The organism is Nocardia sp. NPDC058519, assembly GCF_042719755.1.
Lineage (GTDB): Bacteria > Actinomycetota > Actinomycetes > Mycobacteriales > Mycobacteriaceae > Nocardia.
Genome location: NZ_JBHXNK010000023.1, coordinates 87,429 through 114,388, shown reverse-complemented (window position 1 = coordinate 114,388; position 26,960 = coordinate 87,429). Strand labels below are relative to the sequence as shown.

The 26,960-nt window shown below is 67.7% G+C and carries 25 protein-coding genes; 12 read left to right on the top strand and 13 right to left on the bottom strand.

What is annotated here, in order from left to right:
• Window positions 1-62: 62 nt before the first annotated feature.
• Window positions 63-704, bottom strand: a complete 642-nt coding sequence (locus tag ACFWPK_RS24230) for an HD domain-containing protein (protein WP_378919347.1) — start codon at window positions 702-704, stop codon at window positions 63-65.
• Window positions 705-777: 73 nt separating this feature from the next.
• The gene (locus ACFWPK_RS24225; RefSeq protein ID WP_378919345.1) at window positions 778-1,446 is read right to left on the bottom strand and encodes a methyltransferase domain-containing protein; all 669 of its coding nucleotides are present in this window, start codon (window positions 1,444-1,446) and stop codon (window positions 778-780) included.
• A gap of 99 nt (window positions 1,447-1,545) precedes the next feature.
• Between ACFWPK_RS24225 and ACFWPK_RS24220 the strand changes: the two genes are divergently transcribed.
• Window positions 1,546-2,124, top strand: coding sequence for a TetR/AcrR family transcriptional regulator (locus ACFWPK_RS24220; protein ID WP_378919343.1), 579 nt, complete (start codon window positions 1,546-1,548; stop codon window positions 2,122-2,124).
• Here ACFWPK_RS24220 and ACFWPK_RS24215 read toward each other — a convergent pair.
• On the bottom strand, window positions 2,060-2,362 hold the full coding sequence (locus ACFWPK_RS24215; RefSeq protein WP_378919341.1) for a hypothetical protein: 303 nt from the start codon (window positions 2,360-2,362) through the stop codon (window positions 2,060-2,062). The genes ACFWPK_RS24220 and ACFWPK_RS24215 overlap by 65 nt on opposite strands.
• 108 nt (window positions 2,363-2,470) lie before the next feature.
• On the opposite strand from ACFWPK_RS24215, the gene ACFWPK_RS24210 reads away from it, so the two are divergent.
• The 3 genes from ACFWPK_RS24210 to ACFWPK_RS24200 all read left to right on the top strand — a co-directional run bounded on the left by ACFWPK_RS24210 (window position 2,471) and on the right by ACFWPK_RS24200 (window position 5,846).
• Entirely contained in the window at window positions 2,471-3,421 is a 951-nt protein-coding gene (locus tag ACFWPK_RS24210; RefSeq protein ID WP_378919340.1) for an NAD(P)H-dependent flavin oxidoreductase, read from the top strand.
• Between the two features lie 64 nt (window positions 3,422-3,485).
• Complete coding sequence (locus ACFWPK_RS24205; RefSeq protein ID WP_378919338.1) at window positions 3,486-4,040, top strand: TetR/AcrR family transcriptional regulator; 555 nt, start codon at window positions 3,486-3,488, stop codon at window positions 4,038-4,040.
• 69 nt (window positions 4,041-4,109) lie between these two features.
• Entirely contained in the window at window positions 4,110-5,846 is a 1,737-nt protein-coding gene (locus ACFWPK_RS24200) for an alpha/beta fold hydrolase (RefSeq protein WP_378919336.1), read from the top strand.
• Window positions 5,847-5,922: 76 nt separating this feature from the next.
• Here the strand turns inward: ACFWPK_RS24200 and ACFWPK_RS24195 are convergent, their stop codons facing one another.
• Together ACFWPK_RS24195 and ACFWPK_RS24190 are read right to left on the bottom strand one after the other, a co-directional pair.
• Window positions 5,923-7,575 (bottom strand): CocE/NonD family hydrolase, encoded by a 1,653-nt coding sequence (locus ACFWPK_RS24195; protein WP_378919334.1) that lies wholly within the window; start codon window positions 7,573-7,575, stop codon window positions 5,923-5,925.
• Between the two features lie 63 nt (window positions 7,576-7,638).
• Window positions 7,639-8,547, bottom strand: coding sequence for an SDR family NAD(P)-dependent oxidoreductase (locus ACFWPK_RS24190; protein ID WP_378919332.1), 909 nt, complete (start codon window positions 8,545-8,547; stop codon window positions 7,639-7,641).
• A 44-nt stretch (window positions 8,548-8,591) separates the two neighbouring features.
• Here ACFWPK_RS24190 and ACFWPK_RS24185 point away from each other — a divergent pair, with 44 nt between their 5' ends.
• Complete coding sequence (locus ACFWPK_RS24185; RefSeq protein WP_378919330.1) at window positions 8,592-9,179, top strand: TetR family transcriptional regulator; 588 nt, start codon at window positions 8,592-8,594, stop codon at window positions 9,177-9,179.
• A 133-nt stretch (window positions 9,180-9,312) separates the two neighbouring features.
• Here ACFWPK_RS24185 and glnA (ACFWPK_RS24180) read toward each other — a convergent pair whose 3' ends face one another.
• The gene (glnA, locus tag ACFWPK_RS24180; RefSeq protein WP_378919328.1) at window positions 9,313-10,749 is read right to left on the bottom strand and encodes a type I glutamate--ammonia ligase; all 1,437 of its coding nucleotides are present in this window, start codon (window positions 10,747-10,749) and stop codon (window positions 9,313-9,315) included.
• Window positions 10,750-11,038: 289 nt separating this feature from the next.
• Between glnA (ACFWPK_RS24180) and ACFWPK_RS24175 the strand changes: the two genes are divergently transcribed.
• Together ACFWPK_RS24175 and ACFWPK_RS24170 are read left to right on the top strand one after the other, a co-directional pair.
• The gene (locus ACFWPK_RS24175) at window positions 11,039-11,494 is read left to right on the top strand and encodes an RDD family protein (RefSeq protein ID WP_378919326.1); all 456 of its coding nucleotides are present in this window, start codon (window positions 11,039-11,041) and stop codon (window positions 11,492-11,494) included.
• Between the two features lie 45 nt (window positions 11,495-11,539).
• Window positions 11,540-11,923, top strand: a complete 384-nt coding sequence (locus ACFWPK_RS24170; RefSeq protein ID WP_378919324.1) for a YrdB family protein — start codon at window positions 11,540-11,542, stop codon at window positions 11,921-11,923.
• A gap of 52 nt (window positions 11,924-11,975) precedes the next feature.
• On the opposite strand, the gene ACFWPK_RS24165 is transcribed toward ACFWPK_RS24170, so the two are convergent.
• Window positions 11,976-12,719, bottom strand: coding sequence for a DUF4191 domain-containing protein (locus tag ACFWPK_RS24165; protein WP_378919322.1), 744 nt, complete (start codon window positions 12,717-12,719; stop codon window positions 11,976-11,978).
• Between the two features lie 120 nt (window positions 12,720-12,839).
• On the opposite strand from ACFWPK_RS24165, the gene ACFWPK_RS24160 reads away from it, so the two are divergent.
• Genes ACFWPK_RS24160 through ACFWPK_RS24150 form a run of 3 tightly spaced genes read left to right on the top strand, consistent with a single transcriptional unit; the run spans window position 12,840 to window position 15,588 of the window.
• On the top strand, window positions 12,840-14,258 hold the full coding sequence (locus tag ACFWPK_RS24160) for a M20/M25/M40 family metallo-hydrolase (protein ID WP_378919320.1): 1,419 nt from the start codon (window positions 12,840-12,842) through the stop codon (window positions 14,256-14,258).
• Window positions 14,255-15,091 carry an alpha/beta hydrolase gene (locus tag ACFWPK_RS24155; RefSeq protein WP_378919318.1) on the top strand — a complete coding sequence of 279 codons (837 nt, stop codon included), beginning with the start codon at window positions 14,255-14,257 and terminating at the stop codon, window positions 15,089-15,091. Before ACFWPK_RS24160 ends, ACFWPK_RS24155 begins: the two co-directional genes overlap by 4 nt.
• Window positions 15,092-15,126: 35 nt before the next feature.
• Window positions 15,127-15,588 (top strand): 6,7-dimethyl-8-ribityllumazine synthase, encoded by a 462-nt coding sequence (locus ACFWPK_RS24150; protein ID WP_378919316.1) that lies wholly within the window; start codon window positions 15,127-15,129, stop codon window positions 15,586-15,588.
• A gap of 15 nt (window positions 15,589-15,603) precedes the next feature.
• On the opposite strand, the gene ACFWPK_RS24145 is transcribed toward ACFWPK_RS24150, so the two are convergent.
• Window positions 15,604-17,049, bottom strand: a complete 1,446-nt coding sequence (locus ACFWPK_RS24145; protein WP_378919314.1) for a metallopeptidase — start codon at window positions 17,047-17,049, stop codon at window positions 15,604-15,606.
• A gap of 77 nt (window positions 17,050-17,126) precedes the next feature.
• Window positions 17,127-18,077: an endonuclease/exonuclease/phosphatase family protein gene (locus ACFWPK_RS24140; RefSeq protein WP_378919312.1), complete on the bottom strand. Its 951-nt coding sequence runs from the start codon at window positions 18,075-18,077 to the stop codon at window positions 17,127-17,129.
• A 61-nt stretch (window positions 18,078-18,138) separates the two neighbouring features.
• Here ACFWPK_RS24140 and ACFWPK_RS24135 point away from each other — a divergent pair, with 61 nt between their 5' ends.
• On the top strand, window positions 18,139-18,420 hold the full coding sequence (locus tag ACFWPK_RS24135) for a hypothetical protein (protein WP_378919310.1): 282 nt from the start codon (window positions 18,139-18,141) through the stop codon (window positions 18,418-18,420).
• Here ACFWPK_RS24135 and ACFWPK_RS24130 read toward each other — a convergent pair.
• Together ACFWPK_RS24130 and ACFWPK_RS24125 are read right to left on the bottom strand one after the other, a co-directional pair.
• On the bottom strand, window positions 18,417-20,930 hold the full coding sequence (locus ACFWPK_RS24130) for a DUF262 domain-containing protein (protein WP_378919309.1): 2,514 nt from the start codon (window positions 20,928-20,930) through the stop codon (window positions 18,417-18,419). The two genes, ACFWPK_RS24135 and ACFWPK_RS24130, sit on opposite strands and share 4 nt — an antisense overlap.
• A 103-nt stretch (window positions 20,931-21,033) precedes the next feature.
• Window positions 21,034-22,056 carry a hypothetical protein gene (locus tag ACFWPK_RS24125; RefSeq protein WP_378919307.1) on the bottom strand — a complete coding sequence of 341 codons (1,023 nt, stop codon included), beginning with the start codon at window positions 22,054-22,056 and terminating at the stop codon, window positions 21,034-21,036.
• Window positions 22,057-22,278: 222 nt separating this feature from the next.
• On the opposite strand from ACFWPK_RS24125, the gene ACFWPK_RS24120 reads away from it, so the two are divergent.
• Entirely contained in the window at window positions 22,279-22,482 is a 204-nt protein-coding gene (locus ACFWPK_RS24120) for a cold-shock protein (RefSeq protein ID WP_056821080.1), read from the top strand.
• Between the two features lie 58 nt (window positions 22,483-22,540).
• Here ACFWPK_RS24120 and ACFWPK_RS24115 read toward each other — a convergent pair whose 3' ends face one another.
• Window positions 22,541-25,552: a bifunctional [glutamine synthetase] adenylyltransferase/[glutamine synthetase]-adenylyl-L-tyrosine phosphorylase gene (locus ACFWPK_RS24115; protein WP_378919305.1), complete on the bottom strand. Its 3,012-nt coding sequence runs from the start codon at window positions 25,550-25,552 to the stop codon at window positions 22,541-22,543.
• Between the two features lie 38 nt (window positions 25,553-25,590).
• Window positions 25,591-26,931, bottom strand: coding sequence for a type I glutamate--ammonia ligase (glnA, locus tag ACFWPK_RS24110; RefSeq protein ID WP_378919303.1), 1,341 nt, complete (start codon window positions 26,929-26,931; stop codon window positions 25,591-25,593).
• Window positions 26,932-26,960: the final 29 nt, after the last annotated feature.

The following is a 26,960-nucleotide window of genomic DNA, read 5'->3' as shown; positions in this document are numbered from 1 at the left end:
CCTCACAGTCGACAGCCGCCGGGACGACTGAGACGGCCGCACACCGCCGTCTGCTAGTCGTTTCAGGCACGCTCGGCGAGGATCAGTTCTGCTTCGCCAGGATCGCAGTCGAAGGCTGCTCGTACTGCCGCGACGGCCTTTTCGTGTTCGCCGGCCGCGACCAGCTGGTCGATGTCTGACCACTGATCGGCGGGCGGCGCTACTGATGGGTCGAGGCGGCGGTCGAGGCGTTCCCACATGCGGGCGACGGTGGGGTCGTCGGCGAGTAGTCCGCCGAGGTGGGCCTTGAAGGTGGGGTGTTCGGTGCGGTACATGCCCATCCAGCTGCTGGCGAGCGGGCTGGCCTCGGCATTGGCGGTGCGGTCGGCGAGTTTGAGGATCACGGCCTCGGGGTGGGCGGCGATCTTGGTGTAGGCGTTCTGGTTTCGGGCCTTGCGGTCGGGGCCGATCCCGGTGACCGCCCACACCAGATCGAGAACCTCACGGCCGAACCGGGATTCGACTTCCTCCGCGGTGACCGGGGTGTCTTCGACGACGTCGTGGAGCCAGGCCGCGAGGCCGAGTTCACCGCCGTAGCCGAAGTCGTCGAGGACACCCCGAACGGCTGTCAGGTGGGTGATGTAGGGATGTTCGCCGTAGCGCTGGTCACCGTGCGCCGCGAGGGCGAACTCCCGCGCTTCGATTTCGCGCTGATCGAACTCCATGCCGCACCCCCGTGCTCGATTGGTGATCGTGTCGAGATCGACCCTAGCCGAGGGCACCGACAGGTTGCCGAGATCAGTGACGGGCGACCGGTTTCAGCGCGGTCAGGATGCCCGTCTGGTCACGGCTCTGGGTATAGGTGAGATCGGTGAAGCCGACTGCCTCGACCTGCCCGGTGTAGTGGCGGATGTCGGCGTCGGCGAACGGATCGCCACCGCGGCCGAGGAACAGTGCGAGCACTTTCCGCATCCGGGGTGAGGGTGAGGCGTCGGCGAGCAGGAGCCGGCCGCCCGGCCGCAATACCCGCCACATCTCGGCGATCGCGGCGGCACGCTGCGGCTCGGGGATGTGGTGCATGACGAAAGTGCTGGTGACAACGTCGAATTCGGCCTCGACCAAGGGCAGCGACTGCGCCGGGCCGACCACGTAGCGATGGTGCGTCGCGCGATCCCGGTCGCTGTTGTCGGCGACCGCCGTGGCCGACGGGTCGACGCCGACGGCAGCACCGTTAGGGCCGACCGCGTCGCCGAGCGCTCGGACGAGTTTGCCGGGACCGCAACCGATATCGAGTGCGCGAGCACCAAGGCGCGCACCGGAGAGCGTGACGAATTCGGCGAGCAGACGACGATGCCTGCCGAGGAAGAACACCGAGGTGAACAGGTTGTAGCGACGCAGGCCTGCGATGACAAGGCCCGTGCCGGCGTCGTCGACGAACATGGGGGTGAGAAGCTGATTTCGGGACATGAGTTCATGGTCGGGTGCCGCCGCGACCGTCACCAGGAGCAGAATCGCCCGAGGTGTCCGTTATCGAACAGATCCGGGGAAACCGTGCAGGAGGAAGCGATGGCCGAGCACCCTGACCGCCGGGTTCGACGGACCAGGGACACGCTGCACAAGGCGTTGATCGAGCTGATGATCGAGCGCGGCTACGACAAGGTGACCGTGAGCGACATCATCGCCCGCGCCGACGTCGGGCGTTCCACCTTCTACGCGCACTACCGCGACAAGGACGACCTGCTCGCGGTGAGCTGCACCGAGTTCCTGCGTCGCGAGATCATCCGCACGACCACTCCGGGTTCCCCGCTCGCGCCGCTGCGCGTGATGTTCCATCTCGCCGCGCAGTATCCCGAGGTGTATCGCCCGCTGATCGGGCCGAAAGCGACCGCCACCGTCGTGCGCGCCTACCAGCGGTGTGTCGCCGAACTGGTCGGTGAGCTCCTCGACGAGCAGCCCGCAGGCACGATCGAGTTTCTCTCGTCTGGGTTGCTCGGCGTGCTCGGCACGGTGATCGAGCCGACCGCGCCGACACCGCCCACGCAGGCGTGGCAGCGGTTCGAGACCCTCGCGCTGTACGGGCTCAGTGGGTCCGGCGGCTCAGGTCCGGCCACGGTGGGCGGCGAAGAATCGCCAGTGCCGCGATGACCGCGGTGAGCAGGCCGATCCATTCGCCGAGTTGAGCGATGCGATTGGCGTCCATCGCGGGCGTCCAGTGCGCACGTCCCTCATGGATGACGAACAGCCCGACCGGGCACGGATGCCGCAGGAGACCACCGCCGCGAGAGACGGTGATAATGGTCGTTCCGTCTGCCGTGTCGATCGGCTCGCCGAACACCATCGGTGGTTCGGCCACCATCTGTTCGAGGCGATCTCTGATCGTCATCGCGTCCCCATCCCGTCGTTCGGCAATGCCGTCGAAGATACGCGCCTCGCGCGCCCCCTGTCGGCTGCCATGATGGTGAGTGTCAAAGCCATGGCGAAAGGTGTACCGATGCCGGAGCAGACACTGTCGACCCAGTGGTCACGATCGCTGGGACTGCGAGTGCCGGTGGTGAACGCGCCCATGGGCGGCGCGGCCGGTGGACAGCTCGCCGCGGCGGTGAGCGCGGCGGGCGGGCTCGGGATGATCGGGATGGGTAGCGCGGGGTCGGTGGCGGCCTTGCGCCGCGAGCTCGCTGTCGCCGGTGCGCCGGACGGGATCGGACTCGTCGACTGGGTCCGCGCCCGCGAAACCGGGCTCCTCGACGCCGCGATCGCCGCAGGTCCACGGATCATCTCGGTCAGTTTCGGCACCGATTTCTCCTGGGTGCCGCAGGTGCAGGCGGCGGGCATCCTCGCCGTCACCCAGGTGTACGACGCGCCCGGCGCCCACCGCGCCCAGGATGCGGGTATCGACGTTCTCGTCGCCCGCGGCAGCGAAGGCGGCGGGCACGGGGCCGACCGGCTGGCCTTGCTGCCGCTGCTCGACGCCGTCCTCGACATCGCGTCCGTCCCGGTCCTGGCTGCCGGTGGTATCGGCTCCGGGCGAACGCTCGCGGCCGTTCTTGCGGCGGGCGCGGCGGGAGCTTGGCTCGGGACCTGCCTGGCCGCCGCCGAGGAATCCCTGCTGCCCGAGTCCGCCCGCCTGGCGATGCTCGCCGCGAACTCCAGCAGCACCACCGTCACCACCGCTTTCGATGAGGCACTCGATCTGCCATGGCCACCGATCTATCCGGCGCGAGTTCTGCGCAACGAGTTCACTGACCCGTGGTCGCGGCCCGAGGCCGACGACCTACCCGACCCCGAACGTCTTCGCGCGGCGATCGCGGTCGACGATCCCCGGCTCGCGCCCGTGGATGCCGGCCAGGGCGTCGGTTTGGTGACCCATATCGAGCCTGCGGCCACCGTGATCAACCGCCTGTGCGGGGACGCGGCCGAGCTTCTGGCGGCACGTCATAAGTAATCGAACCCGCGACCTCGCGAGGTCGACGGTTGCAAAAATATGTAGGTCGGTCTACTTTTAGTTGGTGGGCAAAAAGGGAGCCGAAACGCGGTGCAAATTGATCAGGGCGACGCGGTCGCTGATCGAGTCGCATGGGTATTTCGGCGCCGGGCTCAATCAGATCGTGCAGGAGAGCGGGGCGCCGCGCGGATCGTTGTACTTCCACTTCCCCGGCGGCAAGGACGAATTGGTGGCCGCGGCACTCGCCGAGAGCGGTACCGATATCGCGGCGATCATCCGCACGATCGAGGCGACGGACGCGCGAGATTTCGCGCGAAAGATGGTGAACCTGCTTGGCGATCAGCTGGAAGCGTCGGACTGGACCATCGGATGTCCGGTGGCGGCGGTCGCCCTGGACACCGCGGCCACCAATGACGCTGTGCAGCAGGCATGTTCGGCGACGTATCGACTGTGGGAAGAGGCGATCCGGGAACGGCTGATCGGATTCGGCCATCCCGAGCCCGAACGGATCACCACGGTCGCGCTCGCCCTGATCGAAGGCGGGCTGGTACTGGCTCGCACCCACCGCTCACGCCAACCGCTGCGGCACCTCGCCGACACCATCGACGTTCTGGTCTGAAACCCTCCCCACCCCAGCTCCGATTCATCAGCTCAAAATATGTAAATCGGTCTACTGAAAGTAGGAACCATGGCACATACCGACTCCATCGTTTTCGGCGCCGCCGGATTCATCGGCCGCTCGCTGGTCGCCGAACTGCTGCGGACCGGGCATACCGTCACCGCCGCGCTGCGTGCGAGCAGCCAGGATCGGCTGCGGATCTGGCTCGACGAGCAGAGTGTCGACACGGCCGGGTTGACCATCACCACCACCGACATCGCCGAGCCGGATCTCGCGCTGGGCGACACCGTCGACGGGGTGCGCGATGTGTACAACGCGGCCGCGTTGATGAAGTTCGGGCTGGATGCGGGTGTGGCGCGTCGGGTCAATCTCGACGGCGCGGTGCATGTGCTGGAATGGGCCGCACGGCAGCCGGATCTGCGGCGCATCGTGCACATCACCGGCTATCGCGCCGCCGGGGACGGGGGCACGCAGGACTATGGCGACGGCGCGTACGAGGCGTCGAAGGTCGAGGCCGATCTCCTGCTACGGCGCATCGCGGCCGACCGTGACATCCCGCTGACCATGGCGAATCCGGCGGGGGTGCTCGGACCCGGCCAGTATTTCGGGCTCTCCGACATCATCGACAACCTCTGGCAGGGTCGATTGCCCGCACTGCCGGGCTCCGCCGATACCTTTGTTCCGGTCGTCGATCTCGACTACGTCGCCAGGTTCATCGCCGGGCTGCCCACCCAACCCGATACGGTCGGCAAGTCCTATCCGCTGCTGGATGCCGCGACTCCCGCACTGCCCGAACTGATTCGGCTCGTCGCCGATCATCTGCATGTCGCCGCGCCGCGCTTCACACTGCCGACGGCGCTGGTCCGTCGACTTCCCCGGGCGGTGACCAATGCCGATCCCGAAGCACTGTCCTTCATCAGCAGCGACCGTTACGACACCAGCGACAGCGATATCGTGGCGCGGCGGCTCGGCATCGGCCATCCGCCGGTCAGCGAACTGCTGCGCACGTATGCCGACGGGATCGTGGCCAGTCGCAACGGCACCGTCGCGCCCACACCGAAATCCGGATTCCGCGGCGGTACCTGGCTGGTCGGCGAGCAGGTCGATCCGGAATATGTGCTGCTGCACGGTATTCCGGTCGACAGCGATTCGTGGGCCGAGGTGGTGCGGAAATTGGACGCGCCGACACTGGCGGCCGACCTCCCCGGGCTCGGGCGCTCGGCGGCATCCACACAGTCCACCGGTGACTGGATGGCGGACCTGATGGCGCCGGTACGGACTCGGCCGGTGATCGTGGGCCATTCGTTCGGTACCTGGGCCGCCGTCGAATTCGCGCTGCGCCATCCCGATCGGGTGTCGCGGCTCGTGCTCATCGCGCCCGCGTTCCTGCAGCAGCCCGCCTCCCGGCTCACGGGTTCGCACCTCGCCGCCGAGGTCGTCAAGCGGATGCCCGCGGCGACATTGGCTGCGCGACTGGGCATTCCAGAAGGGCCGACCATCGCCTCCGCCGTGGCGAATCTGCGGCGGCCCGGCGTCGCCCAGCGCACCTTCGCGGCCTTGCGCGCCGCCGGTGCCTCGCGAGACGAACTCGCCGCCAAGCTGGCCAGGGTCACGGTTCCGGTCGACATCATCGTCGGTTCGGACGATCCGCTGATCGAGCCGACCGATCGACCTGTCACCACGATCGCCGGCACCGGGCACTACCCGCAGCTGACCCATCCCGATCTGGTCGCGCGGGTCGTGCGGGGCGAAGGGGCCTCCGCTGCAACGCAATACGCAGAGGACATCCAGACGAGCAGTCGCTAGCCCGACGGACCGGCGCTCGATCGATCGCATCCCGCTGCGACTCGGCCTCGTCGACGGGCGGATCGACCTGCCACTCTCACCCGGTCGGGGCCGTGAGTTCGATGCGAATCGCGGGGTCGTTCAACATCTCCGGCTGGAGCACGATGGTCTCCTCGGTTCGCCACCGCGCGTGCCAGATGGGGACGCCGCCGGGCAGGTCGAGTTCGCGCGGGGTGGTGAGGAGGGGCAGGTCGAGGCGGGCCGAGGTGACGGTGACGGGTGCGTTCGTCGGCGTGTGCGACCACACGTCGTCGACCGCGTTGGTGATCCGGACGCCGAGTCGGTGACCGGTGGCCAGGCGGGCGTCCTGCCAGAGCAGCCGGATCTCGGATTCGGGACGCACCGGAGCGATACCACGGGTGATGACCGACGCGCGCCCGTCGGGGGCGATGTCGTAAAGCTCCAGTGCGACAGTCGCTTCGGGCGGACCGGACAGGGTCAGCGCGGCAGTGCTCCGGCCCGCTAGGTGCACGGGCTCGGTGACCGGAGCTGAGATCGACCAGATTTCCCGGTCCGCGCCGGGCAACAGGCCACGATCGTGGTAGGTGCCGGTGCGCAAGTCGACGGACACGCGCCGGGAATCCGTAGGCGGCCAGGCGGTTTCACCGCGCCAGCCACCGTCGAACTGGCCGACGGTCACCGACGGACCGGGCACTTCGACATCGGCGCCCGCCACATGTTTGTCCAGGAATGCGAAGAGCTCCGAGGCGAAGTGGGGTGTGCCGCACTTTTCGCGGCAGTCCGAGTGGCCCCATTGGCCGAACCAGGCGCGGTGTTCGCCGGGACCTCTGGCTTCCCAGGCCTCGATGATGCGGTCGGCTCGGGTGTTGGAGTCGAGGAAGCTCTGACCGAGGAACATCGGGGTGGTGTTGCCACGGACCGCCTCGACCATGTCGCGCTCGCGCCAGTCCGGGTTTGCGCCGTTGTGGTCGGTGGTGAGGGCGAGGTAGCGGGCGGCGCAGTCCTGGGTCATCTGGACCGCGTTGGCTTTGTACTCGTCGCCGTCGTCGGGGTGGCCGGGGGTCGACGCGATGGCCAGGTGTTCCGCGCCCGCGGTGTCGGCGGGGCGAATCCCGTCCTCGGTCAACGGTTTTCCACCGAACTTCCACGCCGTGCCCTGCATGTAGAGGTACGAGTACGGATCGACAACCGGTTCGAACGCCGCCACCGCCGCCAGCCCCTTCGGCTTCGCGGCCAACGCCATCATCCCGGTCCACCCCTCATAGGAGGTTCCGACCACCCCGACCCGCCCCGTAGACCACGGCCTGCTCGCCGCCCACTCGACCGCCGCCGCCACATCCGACCGCTCCCCCGGGCCACCGAAATCCGGGCACCCGTTGGACCCGCCGAACCCACGCAGGTCGACGATCACATACGTGTATCCCGCCCGCAGCGCCCACTCGACCGGCAAGTTGTCGGTCGAGGGTCCACCACCGGGCCGAGGCTGGGACAGGTACGCCAGATGCGCCCGGTACGGACTGGCCGTGAGCAGCACCGGAGTCCGCGCGTCGGCCGCGATACCCGGCGGCCGAAGGACATCCGCGTGCAGCCGAGTCCCGTCGGGCGCGGTCAGGTACTCCTGCGTCCACGTGTACGCCACATTCACCGGCTCGGCCGTCGCCGGCGCCACCATCCCGAGCACCAACGCCACACCGGCCACCGCCCGCGCCACCACAACACCCAATCGCACCCCCGGACTATTACTGGTCCCCGCGCCGGCGTCCAGCCCCGATTATCCGGGGCGTGTCGCCGATCATCGGTCAGCCCGAGCATCCCATTCGGCGAGCAGCTCCAGGCTGTCTCGATAGAGAGCCTGCTGCACCGGTTCGTCATAGGACGCCACGGAGGATCGGACCGGCGTGCGGCGAACCAGATATTGACCGGTGATCCCGGCACGGTCCGGCGCTGCGGCCAGCCATGCGAGATCCGCGCCGGATCCGCGCGCCGTGCGAACACCGGGGAGTACGACAAGGGCGCGGGCGATCGTCTTCCAGCCCAGCCGCTGGAAGGCGCTTGCGTCTCTGGCCAATCCGGTTCCAGGCATCAGGCCGGGGTCGAACGCGTTCACGGTGATGTCGCGTGGGGCCAGCTCGCGGGCGAGATGGTAGGCGGTCTGCAGGTTCGCCAGCTTCGAGGTGGAGTATCGGCGGCGGGCGTCGCGCTGTGCGGATTCGGTCGGCGGCGGCGGGTAGGCCAGTTCGCGCGCGGTGGCGTGCAGTGGGTGCGGCATCCCGGTGAACTGGTCGGGATCATGAGTTCCCGAGGACACCAGGATGATTCGCGCGGGTGCGGTGAAGTGGTCGAGCAGGTCGAGAACGAGGCCGAGATGACCGAGGTGGTTGGTGGCGAATGTCGCCTCGATGCCGTCCGCGGTGAGGGTCCGGCGGGTGAACTGCACGCCCGCGTTGCACACGAGGCCGAACAGCGGTGGTAGGTCGGCGGCGACGAGATCGGCGGCGAACGCACCGACCGACGGTCGCGAGGACAGGTCGAGTGCCATGCCGTGCGCGCCGATCGTCGCGGCCAGTTCCCGGGTTCGAGTCGCGTCGCGACCGGTGATCACCACTGTGTTGCGCGGGTCGCGCGCGAGGTTTCTGGCGCATTCGTAGCCGAGCCCGCTCGTGCCGCCGGTAACAACTATCGTTCTGTCACTTGATGCCATATGGCACAGTCTGCCATATCTGGACATCATGCGACACTGTTTCGATGTCGCTGCGGGATCTCAAACGGGAACGGACCAGGCAGTCCATCGTGGACACAGCGTTCGGCCTGTTCGCCGAACGAGGCTTCGACGGCGTCACGGTCGCCGAGATCGCGGCGGCCGCGGAAGTCGGCACCCGCACCCTGCACCGCTACTTCACCAGCAAAGAAGAGCTGGTCTTCCCCGAAGACGACGACCTGCGCGCCGACCTGGCCCGCCTCCTCGCCGAGCGCCCCGAGGGCGAACACCCCGAAACCACCCTCGCCGTCGTGATCACTCCCCTGATCAGCAGATTCGGCGGCGAACAACTCTCCCAGGCACGCACCCGCGACGCCCTGATCACCAGCACACCGGCGCTACAGGCCCGCGACCTGGCCAAACAGGCTGCGGTGGAACAGCTCATCGAACACCACCTGGCCCGCCGGCTCGGCGTCGCCGTCGACAGCGACGTGCGCCCAGCCCTGTGGGCGAAAATCGGCATGGCGTGCTTCTTCTCCGCCTACCGCGTCTGGCTTCACGAAGGCGGCGACCTCGCCCACCACCTGGCCGACGCCCGCACAGCGTTGGCCGAAGCCATGCCTCGACCCACGTGAGGCTCCGACCAGCCGCCACGTAGACACAAGTCCGCCCGCTCCGTGATCACGGAGCGGGCGGACTCGAAACCGTTTTACTGCGTACCCACTGCGGACGGAACGGGCCGATCAGGCCCGTTCCCGCAGGTCAGGATCACACGTCGTAGTAGAGCTCGAACTCGTACGGGTGCGGACGCAGGTTGACCGGCGCGATCTCGCTCTCGCGCTTGATGTTGATCCACGTCTCGATGAGGTCAGGCGTGAAGACGTTGCCCTCGGTGAGGTAGTCGTGGTCCGCCTCGAGGCGATCGATGACCGTGGCCAGGCTGGTGGGGGCCTGGGGGATGTTCTTGGCCTCCTCCGGCGGGAGCTCGTAGAGGTCCTTGTCGACGGGGGCCAGCGGCTCGATCTTGTTCTTGATGCCGTCGAGGCCTGCCATCATCATGGCGGCGAAGGCCAGGTACGGGTTACCCGAGGAGTCAGGCGCGCGGAACTCGATGCGCTTGGCCTTCGGGTTGTTGCCGGTGACCGGGATACGCACGGCAGCCGAGCGGTTGCGCTGCGAGTACACCAGGTTGATGGGGGCCTCGTAGCCCGGCACCAGACGGTGGTACGAGTTCACGGTCGGGTTGGTGAACGCCAGCAGCGACGGGGCGTGGTGCAGGATGCCGCCGATGTAGTGACGCGCCAGGTCCGAGAGGCCACCGTAGCCGGCCTCGTCGTGGAACAGCGGCTTGCCGTCCTTCCACAGCGACTGGTGCACGTGCATGCCCGAGCCGTTGTCGCCGAAGAGGGGCTTCGGCATGAAGGTGACAGACTTGCCTTCCTGCCACGCGGTGTTCTTCACGATGTACTTGAACAGCTGCAGGTCGTCAGCCGCGGACAGCAGCGTGCCGAACTTGTAGTTGATCTCGGCCTGACCGGCGGTGCCGACCTCGTGGTGGCCGCGCTCGAGCTCGAAGCCCGCGTTCTGCAGGTTGGTCGAGATCTTGTCGCGCAGGTCGACGTAGTGGTCGTACGGGGCGACGGGGAAGTAGCCACCCTTGTTGCGGACCTTGTAGCCGAGGTTGCGGCTGCCGTCCGGGTTGAACTCCTTGCCGGTGTTCCACGAGCCGGAGACGGACTCGATCTCGTAGAACGAGCCGTTCATGCCGGAGCCGTAACGGACGCCGTCGAAGATGTAGAACTCGGCCTCGGCGCCGAAGAAAGCGGTGTCGGCGATACCGGTCGAACGCAGGTACTCCTCCGCCTTGCGCGCGATATTGCGCGGGTCGCGAGAGTACGCCTCACGGGTGAACGGGTCGTGCACGAAGAAGTTCAGGTTGAGCGTCTTCGCGGCACGGAACGGGTCGATCCGAGCGGTGCTGAAGTCGGGGAGCAGGAGCATGTCCGACTCGTCGATCGACTGGAAGCCACGCACCGAGGAGCCGTCGAACGCCAGACCCTCTTCGGCCAGGTCGGCGGTGAACGCCTTGGCCGGGATCGAGAAGTGCTGCTGGACGCCGGGCAGGTCGGAGAAGCGGATATCGACGTATTCGATGTCCTCTTCCTTGATGTACTGGATGACCTCTTCGGCCGTGCTGAACGTCACTTGCTCTCCTTACGAATCGGTTCCCAGCCAGTCGCGATGCTGGCCCTTTCGAGCGACCTGCATAGCAGTCGCTACGAAGGGGTTCGTCGCGACCTGACGCTAAGGACGCGGTGTTTCCCAACAGTCAAGGCTGTGTTTCGCCAGTGTTACGCGAACCGGATGTCTGGGTGATGTCAGCCATCCGGGCGCGACCTTCAGGCTAATCCTGCCATCCGCGCGATCGCGCGCTGACGTGACCTCCATTAATGCGGTCGTGGGCGACCGATCGCGCGCCACTATCCTGGGAGCCATGGCGCGTATTACCGGCACATGGCTCTCCGGATCCCCGGGCGAACCCGGCGACCCGGACATCTCCGGCTACCCCGGTGAGCTGTACGGGTTGCCTCGCGAAGGGGCAGGCTCACTCGCCCCCACCTGGCGCCGCGTCGTCGCGCTGTTCCTCGACTGGTTCATCGCGGTCGGGATCGCGGCGGTGATCACCCGCAGCTTCGTGTCCTCGTCGGTGCCGCTGCTGGTGTGGTTCGTGGTCGGTGTGGCCGCGGTGACGCTGTTCGGGTTCACCCCTGGCCAGTACTTCATGAAGCTGCGGGTGATGCGCATCGACGCACCGGTGGCGGTCGGGTTCGTGCGCGCGCTGGCCAGGCAGGTGCTGCTGGTGTTCATCGTGCCCGCGCTGTTCACCGATGCCGACGGGCGCGGCATGCACGACCAAGCCACCGGGACGTCGCTGGTCAACGCCCGCTGAGCCGTTGGGCCTGCTCGTGGTGGCGCGCGGCCATACGATCAGGCCGTGTCACTGAATCCGGCCTTGCTGGCCGTGCGTTTCCTGCTCGAATTGGTCGCCATCACCTCGTTCGGAGTGCTCGGCTGGCGTGCCTTCGATTCCCCCTGGCGATATCTGCTCGTCGTCGTGCTGCCGGTCGCGGCGGCGCTGCTGTGGGGAGTGTTCGCGGTGCCCGATGATCCGAGCCGCAGCGGCGGCGCTCCGGTGCCGGTGCCGGGTCCGGTGCGACTCGGCGTCGAGTTCGCGGTGCTGTTCGGCGGGGCCGCGGCGCTGTGGGGCGCGGCCCTTCCGCGGTTGGCGCTGATCTCGGCGGCCGTTCTCGTCGGCTATCACCTGCTGGCCTATGACCGGGTGCTGTGGTTGCTGACCGGCCGCTCGACCGACGCCTGAAACGCCGCGAGCCCGTCACCTGGCTGGGTGACGGGCTCGTGACGGGAGTAGGTCAGCGGCGACGGATCGCGCGCTGCATGCCTTTCATCTTCGCGCCGGGGGGCATCGGGCCCTTCGGCATCGCGGGACCACTGCGCGAACTGAGGGCCGTGAGCCTGCCCTCGATCTGGTCGATCCGCTTGACGTCGATGTTGCGCGGCAGCTTGGTGAGGTACTTCTGCAGCTCCTTGAGCGGAGTCTGGCCTTCCTCGTTGCCGACGATCACTTCGTAGATGGGGGTGTCACCGACCAGGCGGGCGGTGCGCTTCTTCTCCTGCGCGATGAGCGACTTGACCCGCTGCGGGGAACCCTCGGCAACGAAGATCACCCCGGGCAGGCCGATGACGCGGTGCACGGCGTCGAGCTGGGTGGTCGCGGCGACGCCGTTGGCGACCCGCCACTTGCCCTGGAGGTTCTCCAGTACCCACGCGGCGGCGCCCGCCTGACCCTCGGCCTTGCGGTACACGTTCTTCTGCACGCGGCGCCCGAACAGGATGAATGCCAGCAGCACACCCAGCAGCAGACCCAGCGGCAGCAGGAACCACTGCATGTCGAAGATCAGCCCGATGAGGAAGAAAACCACCGTGGTGCCGACCAGTGCGCCGATCATCAGCGGCAGCAGCGCCTTGTCTTCCTTGCGCTGCATGTTGAACGCCTGCCACAACTGCTGACGACGCTCGCGTGATGCCTGCTTACGGGCCGCTTTAGCCGCGGCCCTGGCTTCCTTCGACGGCTTGCCGCCCTTGCCTCCTGCCATGTTGTCCAGCTTAGATGGCGCGCCGCCGGGGCGTCTGACCGCATCACACCGCACCACGATCCCGGCGTTTCGGGCGCCTTCGGTGGGCGAAGGACCCCGCCACGGGCCACAATGACAGAGATGCGCCCGATCACCGAGAACCCCGCCCCGTCCCCCGTCACCGAGGGCGTCGACGACGAGGTCGCACGCCGGCTCGCCGTCGCGTTGCAGTGCGCGACGGTGTCTACGGAAGATCCCGCGCACACCGCCGACGCGGAGTTCGCGCGCCTGGCCACCCACCTCGAGTCGTCGTTCCCACTGACGCACGCCGAACTGGCATTGACGAGCTTCGGCCACAGCAGGCTCTACCGCTGGGACGGCGTCGAACCGGGCGCGGTGTCGGCGATCCTGCTCGCCCACCAGGACGTGGTGCCGGTCGACGACGCACAGCGCTGGACCCATCCCCCGTTCGCCGGGGTCGTCGACGACGAATTCATCTGGGGCCGTGGCGCGATCGACGACAAGAGCCGCATGCTCGCCGTCCTGGAAGCGGTCGAATCGGCAGTGGCAGCCGGAATTCGCCCGCGCCACACCATGTTCCTGGCCTTCGGTCACGACGAAGAGGTCTTCGGCGACGGCGGCGCGGTCCGGATGGCCCAGCACCTGCGCGAACAGCAGGTGCGCGCGGAGCTGCTGCTCGACGAAGGCGGGGTGATCACCGAGGGCGTCGCCGACGGGGTCGACCGGCCGGTGGCCAGCATCATGCTCGGCGAGAAGGGCTATGCGACGGTACGGCTTTCGGTCACCGAGGCGGGCGGTCACTCCTCGATGCCCGGCAAGCAGACCGCGGTGGGGCGGCTGGCGCGTGCGGTCGCGCGAGTGCAGGACAATCCGATGCCGCTGCGGCTGACTCCGGTGATCAGCGACATGCTCGCCCGCATGCGGGAGTCACTGCCCGAACCACGACGCAGACTGCTCGAGCTCGCCGACTCACGCGGGCTGGCCAAACTGGCCGGGCCGCTCCTGGCCCGGATCATGGCGGCGGGCCCGACCACCGAGGCCCTCGTCCGCACCACCACCGCGCCCACGGTGATCAGCGGCGGCGTGAAGGCCAATGTGCTCCCGCAGAGCGCCGAGGCACTGGTGAATTTCCGTATCCTGCCCGGTGATTCGGTGGCGGCGGTGCTGGCGCACTGCACCCGGGTGATCCGCGATATCGGCGTGGCGATCGACCTCGTCGGACCGGCGTCGGAGCCCTCCCGGTTCAACGAGCCGGGCCCGGCGTTCGACATGGTCGCCGAGCTGGCCTCGAGTGTGGTGCCCGGGATCGTGACCACCACCGGGATCGTGCCCGGCGCCACCGATTCACGCCACTACGACGGCTTGGCCGCGACCCGCTGCAACTTCGCGCCGATCGTATTGACCTCAGCGGATCTGGAACGGATCCACGGAACCGACGAGCGGATCTCACGACTCAACTACGCTCGGCTGATCGAGTTCAATCGGCGTCTCATCGAGCGGCTCGCCGCGGCGCCCGAAGCAGGAGGAGCGCCACGATGACGACCGACACCGGCGAGTTCGCGGGCCACGGCGGCAAGATCGCCTGGCGCGCATGGCAACCCGAGACAGCACCGCGCGCGGTGGTGGTACTGGTGCACGGCGTCGCCGAACATTCGGGCCGCTACGAACACGTCGGCGCGGCCCTGGCCGACGCGGGCTTCGCGGTCTACGCGCTCGACCACATCGGCCACGGTCTGTCCGAGGGTCCGCCTGCCAATATCGGTTCGATGCAGGGCGCCGCCGACAATGTCGCGACGCTGCTCGATGTCGCGGGCGCCGCCCATCCCGGTGTGCCTCGATTCGTGCTCGGGCATTCGATGGGCAGCCTGGCGGTCCTGCACCTGGCCACCCGCGGGCCGGTCGACGTGGCAGGGGTCATCGTGTCCGCGCCGCCGCTCGACATCCCGCTCGGCAACCCGATCCAGCGCCTCGCCGCTCCCCTGCTCACCCGGTTCGCGCCGAATCTCGGGGTACTGACCCTGGATTCGTCCACGATCAGCCGCGATCCCGAGGTGGTGCGCGCCTACGACGACGACCCGCTGGTCTTCCGCGGCAAGCTGCCCGCGCGTACCGCGGTGGAGATCCTGCAACACACCGCGCTGGTGAAACGGCGCCTCGGCGCGCTCACCGCACCACTGCTGGTGCTGCACGGCACCGCCGACACGATCGCGTCGCCGTCGAGCGCCGATCTGCTCGAACGCGACGCGGGCTCGACCGATGTGACGGTGCTGCGCTACCCGGGGCTCTACCACGAGGTGTTCAACGAACCCGAGCGTGCGCAGGTGCTCGGCGATGTCACCGACTGGCTGTCGACCCATGTTACCGATCAGTAAATTCTCGCGCGGGTGACCTAGTAGACTCACCACTCATGACCACGTCTTCCGGCGCCGTTGCCTTCATCCGCGCGAGCTGGCACAGCTCCATCGTCAACAAGGCGCACGAGGGCTTCCTCGCCGAATACACCGGCTTCGGGTTCGACCCCGAGGTCGTCGAGGTGTTCGATGTCCCGGGCGCCTTCGAGATCCCGCTGCACGCCCAGCGCCTGGCCCGCACCGGTCGCTACGAGGCGATCGTCGCCGCGGCCCTCGTCGTCGACGGCGGCATCTACCGCCACGACTTCGTCGCCTCCGCGGTGATCGACGGCCTGATGCGCGTACAGCTCGACACCGATGTGCCGGTGTTCTCGGTAGTGCTCACCCCGCACCACTTCCACGAGCACAGCGAGCACGTGGACTACTACACCAACCACTTCGTGACGAAGGGAGCCGAGGCTGCCCGCGCGGTGGCGAACACCCTCAGCTCCCTGCGGTCACTGCCCGCTTCTCGCTGAGCTACTCGAGCTGAGCTACTTGAACTGGGTCAGGCAGGCCTGTTCCCCGCTGAGGACGCCGGTGCGGAACGCCTCGAGGCGCTGATACCCGCTCGGCACCACTTTGCCGTTGACGTCGGCGGCCGCGAGGCCGTCGGCGAGCAGGCCGGAGACCGCCTCGTCGAGGTCACCGGCCGACAGACGCGGATCACTGCTCGGCTCACTGAGTTTCGTGGTGAGCACACCCGTCAGGCACGCGGTGCGCAGGCCGGCGGAATCGGCACCCGACAGTGACAGCTTGCGATCCTGCTGCACCGCGAGGGCATAGCGGGACACGAACACCGCGGCGGCGTTGTAGTCGCCGGTGACGACCGCCGACAGCGGCTCCTCTTTGGTACTCGCACCCTCGCCCGCGCGCTCGGCCATGGCGGGGATGTCGGTGCCGATCGTGTTCGAGCCCGGGCAGTAGGAGACCGGCTCGGTGGTGGTCGTCGACGCGCAGTTGCGGGTGACACCGGCGTAGTCGAACTTCGGCGCGTTCTTCACCGGCATCGACTTGCCCAGCTGGGCGGCCAGGGTGGTCAGCGTCTCCTTGTTCACCGGCAGCTGCTCGTCACGTTCCCCTTCTTCGAAGGTGACGGGCAAGCCTGCACGACGCTTCTCGATCTCGTCCTCGTTGATGTCCTTGCAGGACTTGGCGCCCTGGGTGTAACCCATCTGCACCGCCGTGACCCGTTCGAACGCCGAACCGTGCACGGCGTCGGGATCATTGGGGTCACGATCACGCACGGCGACGGTCGCGCCGAGCACGCCGTTGAGTCCGTCGGTGGTGTTGAGCGTGAAGTGCTTCGAATTGCCTTCTGCCACATGGCGAAGGAACACACCCGCGAGGCAGTCGGCCTGCTGTTCCTTGACCAGCGCATCGGTGAGGAACCCGCGCAGCAGGTCTGCCTGGGACTGGATGGCGTGCCCGTACTCGTGGGCGAGCACCATCACCACCGACATCTCCTTGTACTTGTCGACCAGCAGCGGCAGCAGGACGGTGCGGTCCCAGCCGATGGTGTGGTCGAGCGGGCAGTAGGCGGCATTGACCAGCTTGTAGGTGCTGCTCTTGCAGAACTGCACCGACTCCGATTCCGGCGCTTTCGCCGACCACGAGATGTACTTCGAGGCGGGCTTGAAGTTGCCGCGGAAAGTCTTGGAATACTCGGTCTGCCAGTACTCTTCGATGTCGGCGATGGCGTTGAGGGCGAGCTTGTCGATCTTGCCGTTGTCGCCGTTGTCGGCCTTCTTGTCGGTGTCGGGCACACCGGGACGCGACCCGCTGGGGCCGGTGGACGACGCCGCGCCCGCCACCTCCCACGGGTTGTCCATGACCGCCACCGCCTGGTCACTGGCGACAGTTGTCGCGCCGCAACCGGATACGAGCATGCCGATACTCACCAAAGCCGCCATGGTCGCGCTGAACCGATGTCTTCTCATGCGCTGTCCTCCCCGGAAAAAATGGCGCGGACGCCTTACGGTCCGCTATCGAGCGCTCACATGGTAAACGACCGCTGTCACAGGTCCATTCGGATCGTGGCCAGCACCGCGCGATGGTCGGAGCCGGGGATGGTGAGGGTGCGGATCTGTTCCGCCACTCCACCTGCGACGAGAATGTGATCGATCCCGATCACCGGTCCCCACCGGCGATCGGCCGGGAAGGTGAGCAGGACACCGTCGCCGGTCTGGTCGGCGGCCGAGGCGAAGGCACCGTCGAGCAACGCCCGGTAGGCCGAATGGTCGTGTGTCGCATTGAAATCCGCGCCGACGATCGCGGGTGCGCTGGTCGCGGCGAGGATCTCGTCGACCCTGCGCATCTCCGCCGACCAGGCGGCGAAGTCGATATTCGGCGGGATCGGATGGAACGCGAACACAGGCATCGGGCCACGCTGCGGATGTTCCATGGTCGCGGAGATATTGCTCATGATGAAACCGTCGTATTTCTTGGTGTCGCGCAACGGGTATCGGCTGTAGATGCCGGTACCGCCACCGCCCGACTGGGCGGGTTCCAGATAGGAGTACGGCAGACGCTCTTCCAGCCCTGCCCCGCGCAAACCCACGATCGAGTCGACGGTCAATTCCTCGACGGTGAGGATGTCGACGTTGTTGTCGCGCACCGCACCGACCACGGCGACCGGGTCGGCCTGGCCGAAGAGGATATTCGACTGCAGCACCACCAGTTCGGGCCCTTCGGCGGCCCTGGCCTCCGGGATATAGGACGGCACCACCAACCACGCGGCACCGGCCAGCACCAGTACCGCCGCCCCCGAGCTGCGCCATCCCCGCGCGAGGAGCATCAGCACCAGCCCCACGACCGCGCCGAGCATCAACCACATCGCCCCCGACGCCAGCAACACCATCGACTTCTGACTCCAGTCCACGACGTGCAACACGATCCCGACCACCGCCGCGACCACCGCGCCCCACCCCAGGACGAGCAACGCTCGTTCCACCCATTTACGCATCATGCGGCCACCCTAAGCGGCCCCACTTTCTGATCCCTTGTGAGTGTCTTGAAGAGTGGTGGCCGTGTATATCGAGGAATTCGCCGCCGCGGGACCGCTCACCGAGCAGGCCGTCGAGGAGCTGATGACCGTCGCGAACAGATACACCTCGGCGATCACCCTGACCGTCGGCGAGCGCACCGTGCAGCTGCCGGTTCTCCCGGTCTGCTGGGACGAGCTGCCCGTGCGCGCGGGCACCTCGATAACTGTCGAAGCCGATCGCGGCTACCGGCCGACCGACCTCGAGGACCGCACCGCGCTGACCGACTTCGTCACGACGTTCCAGCGCGCGACCGGCGAGCGCTAGAGCGGCAGACCTGCCTCGATCCAGTTGTAGGCCTGGATCTTCCGCGACTCCGGGTCGTTGACCACCTGGTTGATGAGGTCGTTGATCTGATCGGTGGACAGCGGGTAGCCGTAGTGCTCGGCCGCGCCCGCCGACGCCCACAGGGACGCGAAGAGACCGGGACCGCCGAGGATGTGGGACAGGGCGGTGGCGACCTCGTCGACGGTCTCGAGGACGCCGTGCACGAGGGCGATCGCGATGTCCTCGTCGCCGGGGGGCATGCCGGGGGCCAGCGCACCGGACTCGACGGCGCGCTGGGCCAGCCAGGCGCGCGGGACCAGGGGGCTCGGGCCGATGGCGTCGCCGAGGTAGTAGCGCCATTCGCCGGGGTTGCCCTGGTCGAAAGCGTGGATATAGAAGGTGCGGGTGAGCGCCCACAGGGCGATGTAGCGCAGGGCGAGCTGTTCGGGGCCGAGCAGCGCGTCGGGGCCGTCGGTGCGGTCGTGCTCGAGCTGGTTCCAGGCGAAGCGGAACCAGACCTGTTCGGAATTGCCGACCCAGGTGGCGGGCAGACGGTCGGCGAGTGCGGCCAGGTCTCCGGCCGGGCCGTCGACGCCGGTGTCTCCGGAGGCCTCCACGCGCAGGTTGTCGACGTAGCCGCGCAGGGCGTCGACGGAGGTGAACACCGCGTAGCCCAGCTGGGCGAAGCGGGTGAGGTCGGCATTGGACGGTTCGAGCACGAGGACCACCGGCATGCCGACACCCGGCTGCAAGCCCTCGGGCCAAAAGGCTTCGGCGACAGCGAGTTCGCGGCCGGTGACCGGGTCGGAGACCTCACTGTCGAGCAGCGGGAAGCCGAAGCCGTCGGCGACGAGGTCGTCGACGAGCGCGTTGACCTGGTCCACCGCGGGATCGCCGACGGTCACCCCGGCGACACCCACCGTCAGCAGGGTGGGGCGGTGCAGCTTGCCGGTGCGCAGCTTCTCGAGGAAGGCATCGGCCGAGGCGGAGAGCATTTTGCGGCGTGCCCGCAGGAACTCGCGATAGTTCTCCACCCGCCACAGCGCCGGGTCGGTCGGAATCCACTGTGAGGCGAGCACGCCCGGGTTGCGGCGCTCCACCTCGGCGAAGTAGTCGGCGGGCTCGCGCTCACCGAGCTCGGCCTCCGAACCGGGGCTGAGGAAGCAGAAGTTGGCGATCGCGTTGATCTCGTTGCGTTCGTAACCGGCGTCGCGCAGCAGGGTTTTCGGGAACAGATAGTGCACCTGCACCGGCGTGCGCTCGCCGAACTGCTCGATGCCCAGTTCCGAGCCGGTGCCGAGATCGCGCGAACCGTCGACGCGGGTGAGCAGATACAGCAGCGGATAGAACCGGGAGCCGCGGGTGGCGCCGGCGAAATCGTCGGCGCACAGGTCGAGCGAGCCGCCGCGCAGCCGTTCCAGTGAGCCGATCAGCGCGTTGATGCCGCCGCGTTCGAGGGTGTCGTAGTCCTGTTGCAGGAAGGTCTCGGTGGAGCCGCTGAACCGGCCCCACAGTGCCGAATGCACGTACCAGTACAGTGCCCGGTCGCGGTGCAGATCGTCGTCGAAACGGCCGCCGTTGAGGAACAGCAGCCGGGTGATCACCGGAATCGCGTAGCGCCCCATCAGGACTCGGTCGTGATCGAGACCGAGCCTGCCCGCCACGGTATCGAGGAAGGTGTCGACCTGCTCGGTGGTGTCCACCAGCGCCTTCTCGAATTCCGCGGGCTCCAGATCGCCGAGCGCGTCGAAATGCGCGCGCCCGTTGCCGACCGCGATCACGTTGCGCAGCAACCAGTCAAGGGTGAAGGTGTAGCCGTCTTTGTCCCAGCGGATCAGGTGATCGCGCAGGTTGCCTCGGGCCTGGGGCCACTGCGCGCACAGGGTGGCCAGCGCGAGGTCGCCCTTGGACAGTTTGGTGCCGCCGGAGTTGACCCGGTTGAAGATGTCGACCACCTCGTCGACCGTGCGATCCGACCCGGTGATGGTCTCGACATTGAACTCGCGGTTGGTGACCTCGCGAACCTTGTTCAGCCGATCGAGATAGAGGGCAAGGGTTTCCGGCGACTCGTCGGGGAACCTGGACAGATAGTGCATCGGGCCCTGGGCGAACAGTTCGGTGATATCGATCCACGCGGGCGCGGTATCGCGACCCGGCACCTGGAATTCGAAAAGCTCACGCTCGACATCGAAATGCAGGCCGGTGAACGCGATCTCGTCGCCCTCGAAGAACGACGGCGCCGTCCCGCGCACGATCCCGTAGAGGGTGGTGATGCGCTGCTGCCCGTCGAGCAGCAACTGCCGCAGCCCCGAGCCGGTCGTCGACCCGCGCACCGCGATCTCCTCGGACCCGGTCTCCCACACCAGCAACCCACCCACCGGATACCCGAGATACAGCGACCGCATGAGCCCACGCACCTGGTCGCGGTTCCACACGTAGCCACGCTGGAATTCGGGCAGCAACACAGCACCGGAGTCGATCTGGTCGAGCAGGGTGGACAGACGTGTCACGGCAGCCTTTCGATCGAGATCCGGTGGCGGACAAGCGCCCCATCGTTGCACGAATCGTACCGACACATCCCGACATGCCAGCGGCCGAACGGAACTGGTGTGCTTACCCCATCCCGGACACAGCGGCCCGGAAGGCGTCCGAGGCATAGAACGGAGCCAGCCTGCGGCGTAGCACGGTGTCGAGATAACCACGCTCGTCGAGTGTTTCGAGGACCGGCGGGCCGAAACGCAGCGCCTCTTCGATCATGTCCGCGCGCCCAACGCCCAGCTCAGCCAGCAATTCGGCAAGGGGGGTGTCGCCGTATTTGTCGAAGACGTGGTCGACGCCCTCGTCGAGCAGGGCATGGAAGTAGTCGGTATCGCGGAAGGTGCGCCAGAATTCGAAGACGAGCACGACGATGTCTTCGACATCGTTGGCCGAGACCAGATCACGGAATGAGCCGACCGTGTCGCCGGTGTGTTTGCGCCAGGTCTCGCGGGCGCTGTCGAGCAGTACCTCGTCGGCGTCACTGCTGTTGCCGCGCAACACGAATCGCGCGCCGGTGCGGGTGAGCCTGCCGACACCGCTCTCGATCACGGGCATCGCGGATTCGGCCAACCGCGACAGCGCACCGCGCAACGTCCGGGCCAGCCCTCCCCCGTCGGGGTGCAAGCCGTCGTCGACCGCGGTGACCACCGCGCGCTGGACCGCCTCGACACACGCGTCGACGGTCACCGGGCTGTTGAGCACCAGCCGCACCAGACGGTGGGTGAGGTCCAGATCGGCGACGGCGTCGACCAGCTCGTCGAAGCGGCGGTTGTCGACGAGCTCGCCCACCTCGATCTCGTCGTTGGCGCGATGGTTGTACAGACGCGTGGCGATCTCACCGACGAGTTCGGGAATCGCCCCTTCGACCGGAACCTGCACGGCGAACTTGTGCGCGACCGCCTTGATCTGCTCGCGGGTGACCGCTTCGGCGAGGGTCAGCACCGCGGCCTCGTCGAGCGCGCCGTCGACCTCCTCGGTGACGAATTCGAGGAACCCGGCGGGCTCGCGCAACTGCTGCTTGGTGAACGCCACATGCGCGTCGAGGACTCGCATGGCCAGGTCGACGTGCCCGCCGCGCCCCTCGTTCATCTCACCCATACCGCTCACAGTGACACAGTCCGCGACGCGATGTGAAAAGGGAGCACAGATGGGATTGCCGACCGAGACGACACGCCGGTTTCCCACGCCAAACTCCGCCCAGACAGCGGTGCGACAAACTGCTAGGCGCGGTTTGCTGGCGAGTATGGCATACTGGGTTGCTGAGACTGGGCTGATCGCAAGTGATCGCCATGGCTCACCTACGGAAAAGACTTTTAAAACATGACTCAAGGCACCGTCAAGTGGTTCAACGGCGAAAAGGGCTTCGGCTTCATCGCCCAAGACGGAGGCGGCCCCGACGTCTTCGTTCACTACTCGGCTATCGGCGGCTCGGGCTTCAAGTCCCTCGAAGAGGGACAGCGGGTGGAGTTCGAGGTCGGCCAGGGCCAGAAGGGCCCGCAGGCCCAGGACGTCCGCGCCATCTGATTTCGGCGTGAACTGAAAAAGCCCCGCACCAGTGGTGCGGGGCTTTTTCATGTCCGGACTATCCCCCGAACACGCGCTCGACGACCGCCTTCGCGCGCCGGGTGACGCGCATGTAGGTGTCGAGGAACTCGCTGCCGTCGTCGTTGGGCCAGCCCGCTACCCGGGCGACCGCCGACAGCAGTTTCCCCGGTCCGGGGAGCTGGTCGGTCGGTTTCCCCTTGACCAGAACCAGGGCGTTGCGGGCGGCGGTGGCGGCGATCCACGATTCACGCAGCAGCGCCACGTCCTCGGGTTCGAGGATGCCTTCGGCCTCGATCACGTCGAGCGACTGCAGGGTCGAGGTGTTGTGCAGCGCGGGGACCTCGTGCGCGTGGCGCAACTGCAGCAGCTGCACGGTCCATTCGATATCGGCCAGACCGCCGCGACCCAGTTTGGTGTGGGTGGACGGGTTGGCGCCGCGCGGGAGGCGTTCGGAGTCGACGCGGGCCTTGATCCGGCGGATCTCGCGGACCGATTCCTCCGAGACCCCACCGGTCGGGTAGCGGATCGGGTCGATGACGTGCAGGAAGCGCACGCCGAGATCCTGATCGCCCGCCACCTGGTGTGCGCGCAGCAGCGCCTGCACCTCCCACGGCTGGGCCCATTGCGCGTAGTAGGCCTGATAGGCGGCCAGCGTGCGAACCAGGGGCCCGTTACGGCCCTCGGGGCGCAGACCCGCGTCCACCTGCAACGGCGGGTCGACACTCGGCGCGCCGAGCAGTCGCTGGACTTTCTCGGCGATCCCGTTGGCCCACTTCACGGCGGTGGCCTCGTCCTCGCCGGGGCGCGGATCGCAGACGAACAGCACGTCGGCGTCGGAGCCGTAGCCCAGTTCCATCCCGCCGAGCCTGCCCATGCCGATCACCGCGAAGTCAGCGGGCGCCGGTCCACCGCGTTCGGCCTCCGAGGCGCGGATGACCGCGCACAGTGCCGCCTCGAGCACCGCGACCCAGACCGACGACAGCGCCGCGCACACCTGCGGGACGTCGAGCATGCCGAGTACATCGGCCGAGGCGACCCGGGCGAGTTCGTGGCGGCGCAGTGAACGTGCCGCCGCGACAGCACGTTTCGGGTCGTCGTAGCGGGCTGCCGCGGTCTGCATGCCGCGGGCGACGTCTTCGGGGTTGGTGCTGAGCAGCTGCGGGCCACCGGGGCCGTCGGCGTACATGCGGATGGTGTCGGGCGCGTTGATCAGCAGGTCGGGCAGGTACTCCGAGGAGCCGAGCACGATCATCAGTCGCTGGGCGATCGCGCCCTCGTCACGCAGTTCGCGCAGGAACCAGATCTGGTCGTCGAGACCCTCCGACACCCGCCGGTACGCGAGCAGGCCCGCGTCGGGATTCGGTGTGTCACCGAGCCATTCGAGCAGCGTCGGCAGCAGCAGTGCCTGGATGCGGCCCTTGCGCGAGACGCCGCCGGTGAGTGCTTTGAGGTGGCCGAGCGCATTGGCCGGTGCGCCGTAGCCGAGGGCGGCGAGCTGGCGGACGGCGGCGTCGGGGCTCAGGCGCAGCGCGTCGGAGTCCATCCGGGCCACCGCGTCCAGCAGCGGGCGGTAGAACAGTTTCGCGTGCAGGCGCCGCACCCGCACGGCATTGCGGCGGATGTCGGTGTCGAGCACGCCCACCGCGTCCTGGCGGCCGTCGGGACGAATGTGGGCGGCGCGGGCCAGCCAGCGCATGCCCTCCTCGTCGTCGGCGGCGGGCAGGGTGTGGGTGCGCTTGAGCCGCTGCAATTGCAGGCGGTGTTCGAGCAGGCGCAGGAATTCGTAGGAGGCGGTGAGGTTGGCGGCGTCCTCGCGGCCGACATAGCCGCGCGCGGCCAGGGCGGCCAGCGCCTCGACGGTGTTGGTGACATGTAGCGCCTCGTCGACCCGGCCGTGCACCAATTGCAAGAGCTGCACCGCGAATTCGACATCGCGCAGGCTGCCCGCACCGAGCTTGAGTTCGCGCTCGCGCAGGTCGGCGGGGACCAGATCCTCGACCCGGCGGCGCATGGCCTGGACGTCGGCCACGAAATCGGGGCGTTCCGACGCGGTCCAGACCATCGGCATCAGCGCGTCGCGATACTGCCGTCCGAGCTCCAGATCGCCGGTCATCGGCCGGTTCTTCAACAGTGCCTGGAACTCCCAGGTGCGCGCCCACCGCTTGTAGTAGGCGAGGTGCGAGTCGAGGGTGCGCACCAGGGCGCCCGCCTTACCCTCGGGACGCAGTGCGGCGTCGACCTCGAAGAAGGCCGAGCCGGCGACACTCATCATCTCCGCGGCCAGCCGGGTCGCGGTCGCGTCGGCGGGTTCGGCGACGAACACCACGTCGACGTCGCTGACGTAATTCAGTTCCCGCGCACCACATTTGCCCATCGCGATCACCGCGAGGCGCACCGGCACCTGGCCGTTCTTGCACACCCTGGCCACCGCGACCGACAGCGCCGCGGTGAGCGCGGCATCGGCCAGATCCGACAGATGCTTGCCGACCACCAGATACGGCGGGACCGGTTCGTTCTCGACCGTGGAGGCGAGATCGACCGCGGCAAGCAGCATCAGCTGATCGCGATACCTGCTGCGCAGCAACGCGACCGCCTCCGGACCGGCGATACCGGCACGGAACAGCATCGACCCCGCGCCGGGTCCGGTCTCCGGTGCCGCGTCGACGGCGTCGAGCAGATCGGCGATCAGCTCGTCACGACCGGGGAGTTCGTTCCGGCGCAGCACTTTCCACGAGGCAGGGACAGCGACGAGATGGTCGCCGAACGCCGTCGACGACCCCAGCAAGCCGAACAGCCTGCCGCGCAAGGTGGTGTCGGAACGGATCGCCGAATCCAGTTCCGGCCATTCGTCTTCGAGAGATTCGCGCAGCCGCACGAGGGTGGACAAGGCGAGGTCGGCATCGGGCGAACGCGACAGTGCCCAGAGCACGGGCACCCCGTCGACGTTGTCCCAGCCGAGCTCGCGCAGCGAAGCCGCCGCCGTCGGTTCGAGCAAACCGAGCCGGCCGACGCCGGGTACAGCGGAGCGGGCAGTCGGTGGCCGGACCATAGCCCCAAGTTACAGGGTCGGCCACCGACTGTGTCACCTCACAAGCTCAGGTATTCCTTGAGCTCCCACGGGGTGACCTGCGAGCGGTAGTCGGCCCATTCGCGGCGCTTGTTGCGCAGGAAGAAGTCGAAGACGTGTTCGCCGAGGGTTTCGGCGACCAGCTCCGAGCGCTCCATCGCCTGCAGGGCCTCGTCGAGGGTGCCGGGAAGGGTGCGGAAGCCCATGGCGCGGCGCTCGGCGTCGGTCAGCGACCACACGTCGTCTTCGGCCTCGGGCGGCAGGTCGTAGCCCTTCTCGATGCCGCGCAGACCGGCGGCCAGCAGCACCGCGAAGGTCAGGTACGGGTTGCAGGCCGAGTCAGGGCTGCGGATCTCGACGCGCCGCGAGGACGACTTGTTCGGGGTGTACATCGGCACACGCACCAGCGCCGACCGGTTGGACCGGCCCCAGGACGCCGCGGTCGGCGCTTCGCCGCCGTGGATCAGGCGCTTGTAGGAGTTGACCCACTGGTTGGTGATCGCGCTGATCTCGGGGGCGTGCTCGAGGATGCCCGCGATGAACGAGCGCGCGGTGCCAGAGAGGTTGTTCGGATCGTCGGGATCGGCGAACGCGTTGTTCTCGCCCTCGAACAGGCTCATGTGGGTGTGCATGGCCGAGCCGGGGTACTGGGAGAACGGCTTGGGCATGAACGTCGCGCGCACGCCCTCGTCGATCGCGACCTCTTTGATCAGGTAGCGGAAGGTCATCACGTTGTCGGCCATCGAGAGCGCGTCGGCGTAGCGCAGGTCGATCTCCTGCTGGCCGGGAGCGCCCTCGTGGTGGCTGAACTCGACCGAGATGCCCATCGATTCGAGCGAGTCGATGGCGTGGCGGCGGAAGTTCGGTGCCGAATCGTGCACGGCCTGGTCGAAGAAGCCGCCGTTGTCGGCCGGGGTCGGCTCGTAGCCGTCCTTGAGCTGGTTCTTCAGCAGGAAGAACTCGATTTCGGGGTGCACGTAGCAGCTGAAGCCCGCGTCGGCGGCCTTGTTCAGCTGACGGCGCAGCACGTGGCGCGGGTCGGCCCAGGACGGCGAACCGTCGGGCATGGTGATGTCGCAGAACATCCGCGCCGAGTGCTGGTGGCCCTTGGAACTGGCCCAGGGCAGCACCTGGAAAGTCGACGGATCGGGCCGGGCGACCATGTCCGCTTCGGACACGCGCGCGAAGCCTTCGATGGCCGAGCCGTCGAAGCCGATGCCCTCCTCGAAAGCGCCTTCGAGCTCGGCGGGAGCGATGGCCACGGACTTGAGGTAGCCCAGCACATCAGTGAACCAGAGACGGACGAAACGGATATCCCGCTCTTCGAGCGTCCGCAGCACGAATTCCTTCTGGCGATCCATACCGGCGAGCGTAAGCACCCGGCGTTAAA

Bases quoted from the DNA above. Each gene is read 5' to 3' on its own strand.
- ACFWPK_RS24230 (WP_378919347.1), bottom strand. From the start codon at position 704: ATGGAGTTCGATCAGCGCGAAATCGAAGCGCGGGAGTTCGCCCTCGCG.
- ACFWPK_RS24225 (WP_378919345.1), bottom strand. From the start codon at position 1,446: ATGTCCCGAAATCAGCTTCTCACCCCCATGTTCGTCGACGACGCCGGC.
- ACFWPK_RS24220 (WP_378919343.1), top strand. From the start codon at position 1,546: ATGGCCGAGCACCCTGACCGCCGGGTTCGACGGACCAGGGACACGCTG.
- ACFWPK_RS24215 (WP_378919341.1), bottom strand. From the start codon at position 2,362: ATGACGATCAGAGATCGCCTCGAACAGATGGTGGCCGAACCACCGATG.
- ACFWPK_RS24210 (WP_378919340.1), top strand. From the start codon at position 2,471: ATGCCGGAGCAGACACTGTCGACCCAGTGGTCACGATCGCTGGGACTG.
- ACFWPK_RS24200 (WP_378919336.1), top strand. From the start codon at position 4,110: ATGGCACATACCGACTCCATCGTTTTCGGCGCCGCCGGATTCATCGGC.
- ACFWPK_RS24190 (WP_378919332.1), bottom strand. From the start codon at position 8,547: ATGGCATCAAGTGACAGAACGATAGTTGTTACCGGCGGCACGAGCGGG.
- ACFWPK_RS24185 (WP_378919330.1), top strand. From the start codon at position 8,592: ATGTCGCTGCGGGATCTCAAACGGGAACGGACCAGGCAGTCCATCGTG.
- ACFWPK_RS24175 (WP_378919326.1), top strand. From the start codon at position 11,039: ATGGCGCGTATTACCGGCACATGGCTCTCCGGATCCCCGGGCGAACCC.
- ACFWPK_RS24165 (WP_378919322.1), bottom strand. From the start codon at position 12,719: ATGGCAGGAGGCAAGGGCGGCAAGCCGTCGAAGGAAGCCAGGGCCGCG.
- ACFWPK_RS24160 (WP_378919320.1), top strand. From the start codon at position 12,840: ATGCGCCCGATCACCGAGAACCCCGCCCCGTCCCCCGTCACCGAGGGC.
- ACFWPK_RS24155 (WP_378919318.1), top strand. From the start codon at position 14,255: ATGACGACCGACACCGGCGAGTTCGCGGGCCACGGCGGCAAGATCGCC.
- ACFWPK_RS24150 (WP_378919316.1), top strand. From the start codon at position 15,127: ATGACCACGTCTTCCGGCGCCGTTGCCTTCATCCGCGCGAGCTGGCAC.
- ACFWPK_RS24145 (WP_378919314.1), bottom strand. From the start codon at position 17,049: ATGAGAAGACATCGGTTCAGCGCGACCATGGCGGCTTTGGTGAGTATC.
- ACFWPK_RS24140 (WP_378919312.1), bottom strand. From the start codon at position 18,077: ATGATGCGTAAATGGGTGGAACGAGCGTTGCTCGTCCTGGGGTGGGGC.
- ACFWPK_RS24125 (WP_378919307.1), bottom strand. From the start codon at position 22,056: ATGGGTGAGATGAACGAGGGGCGCGGCGGGCACGTCGACCTGGCCATG.
- ACFWPK_RS24120 (WP_056821080.1), top strand. From the start codon at position 22,279: ATGACTCAAGGCACCGTCAAGTGGTTCAACGGCGAAAAGGGCTTCGGC.
- ACFWPK_RS24115 (WP_378919305.1), bottom strand. From the start codon at position 25,552: ATGGTCCGGCCACCGACTGCCCGCTCCGCTGTACCCGGCGTCGGCCGG.
- glnA (WP_378919303.1), bottom strand. From the start codon at position 26,931: ATGGATCGCCAGAAGGAATTCGTGCTGCGGACGCTCGAAGAGCGGGAT.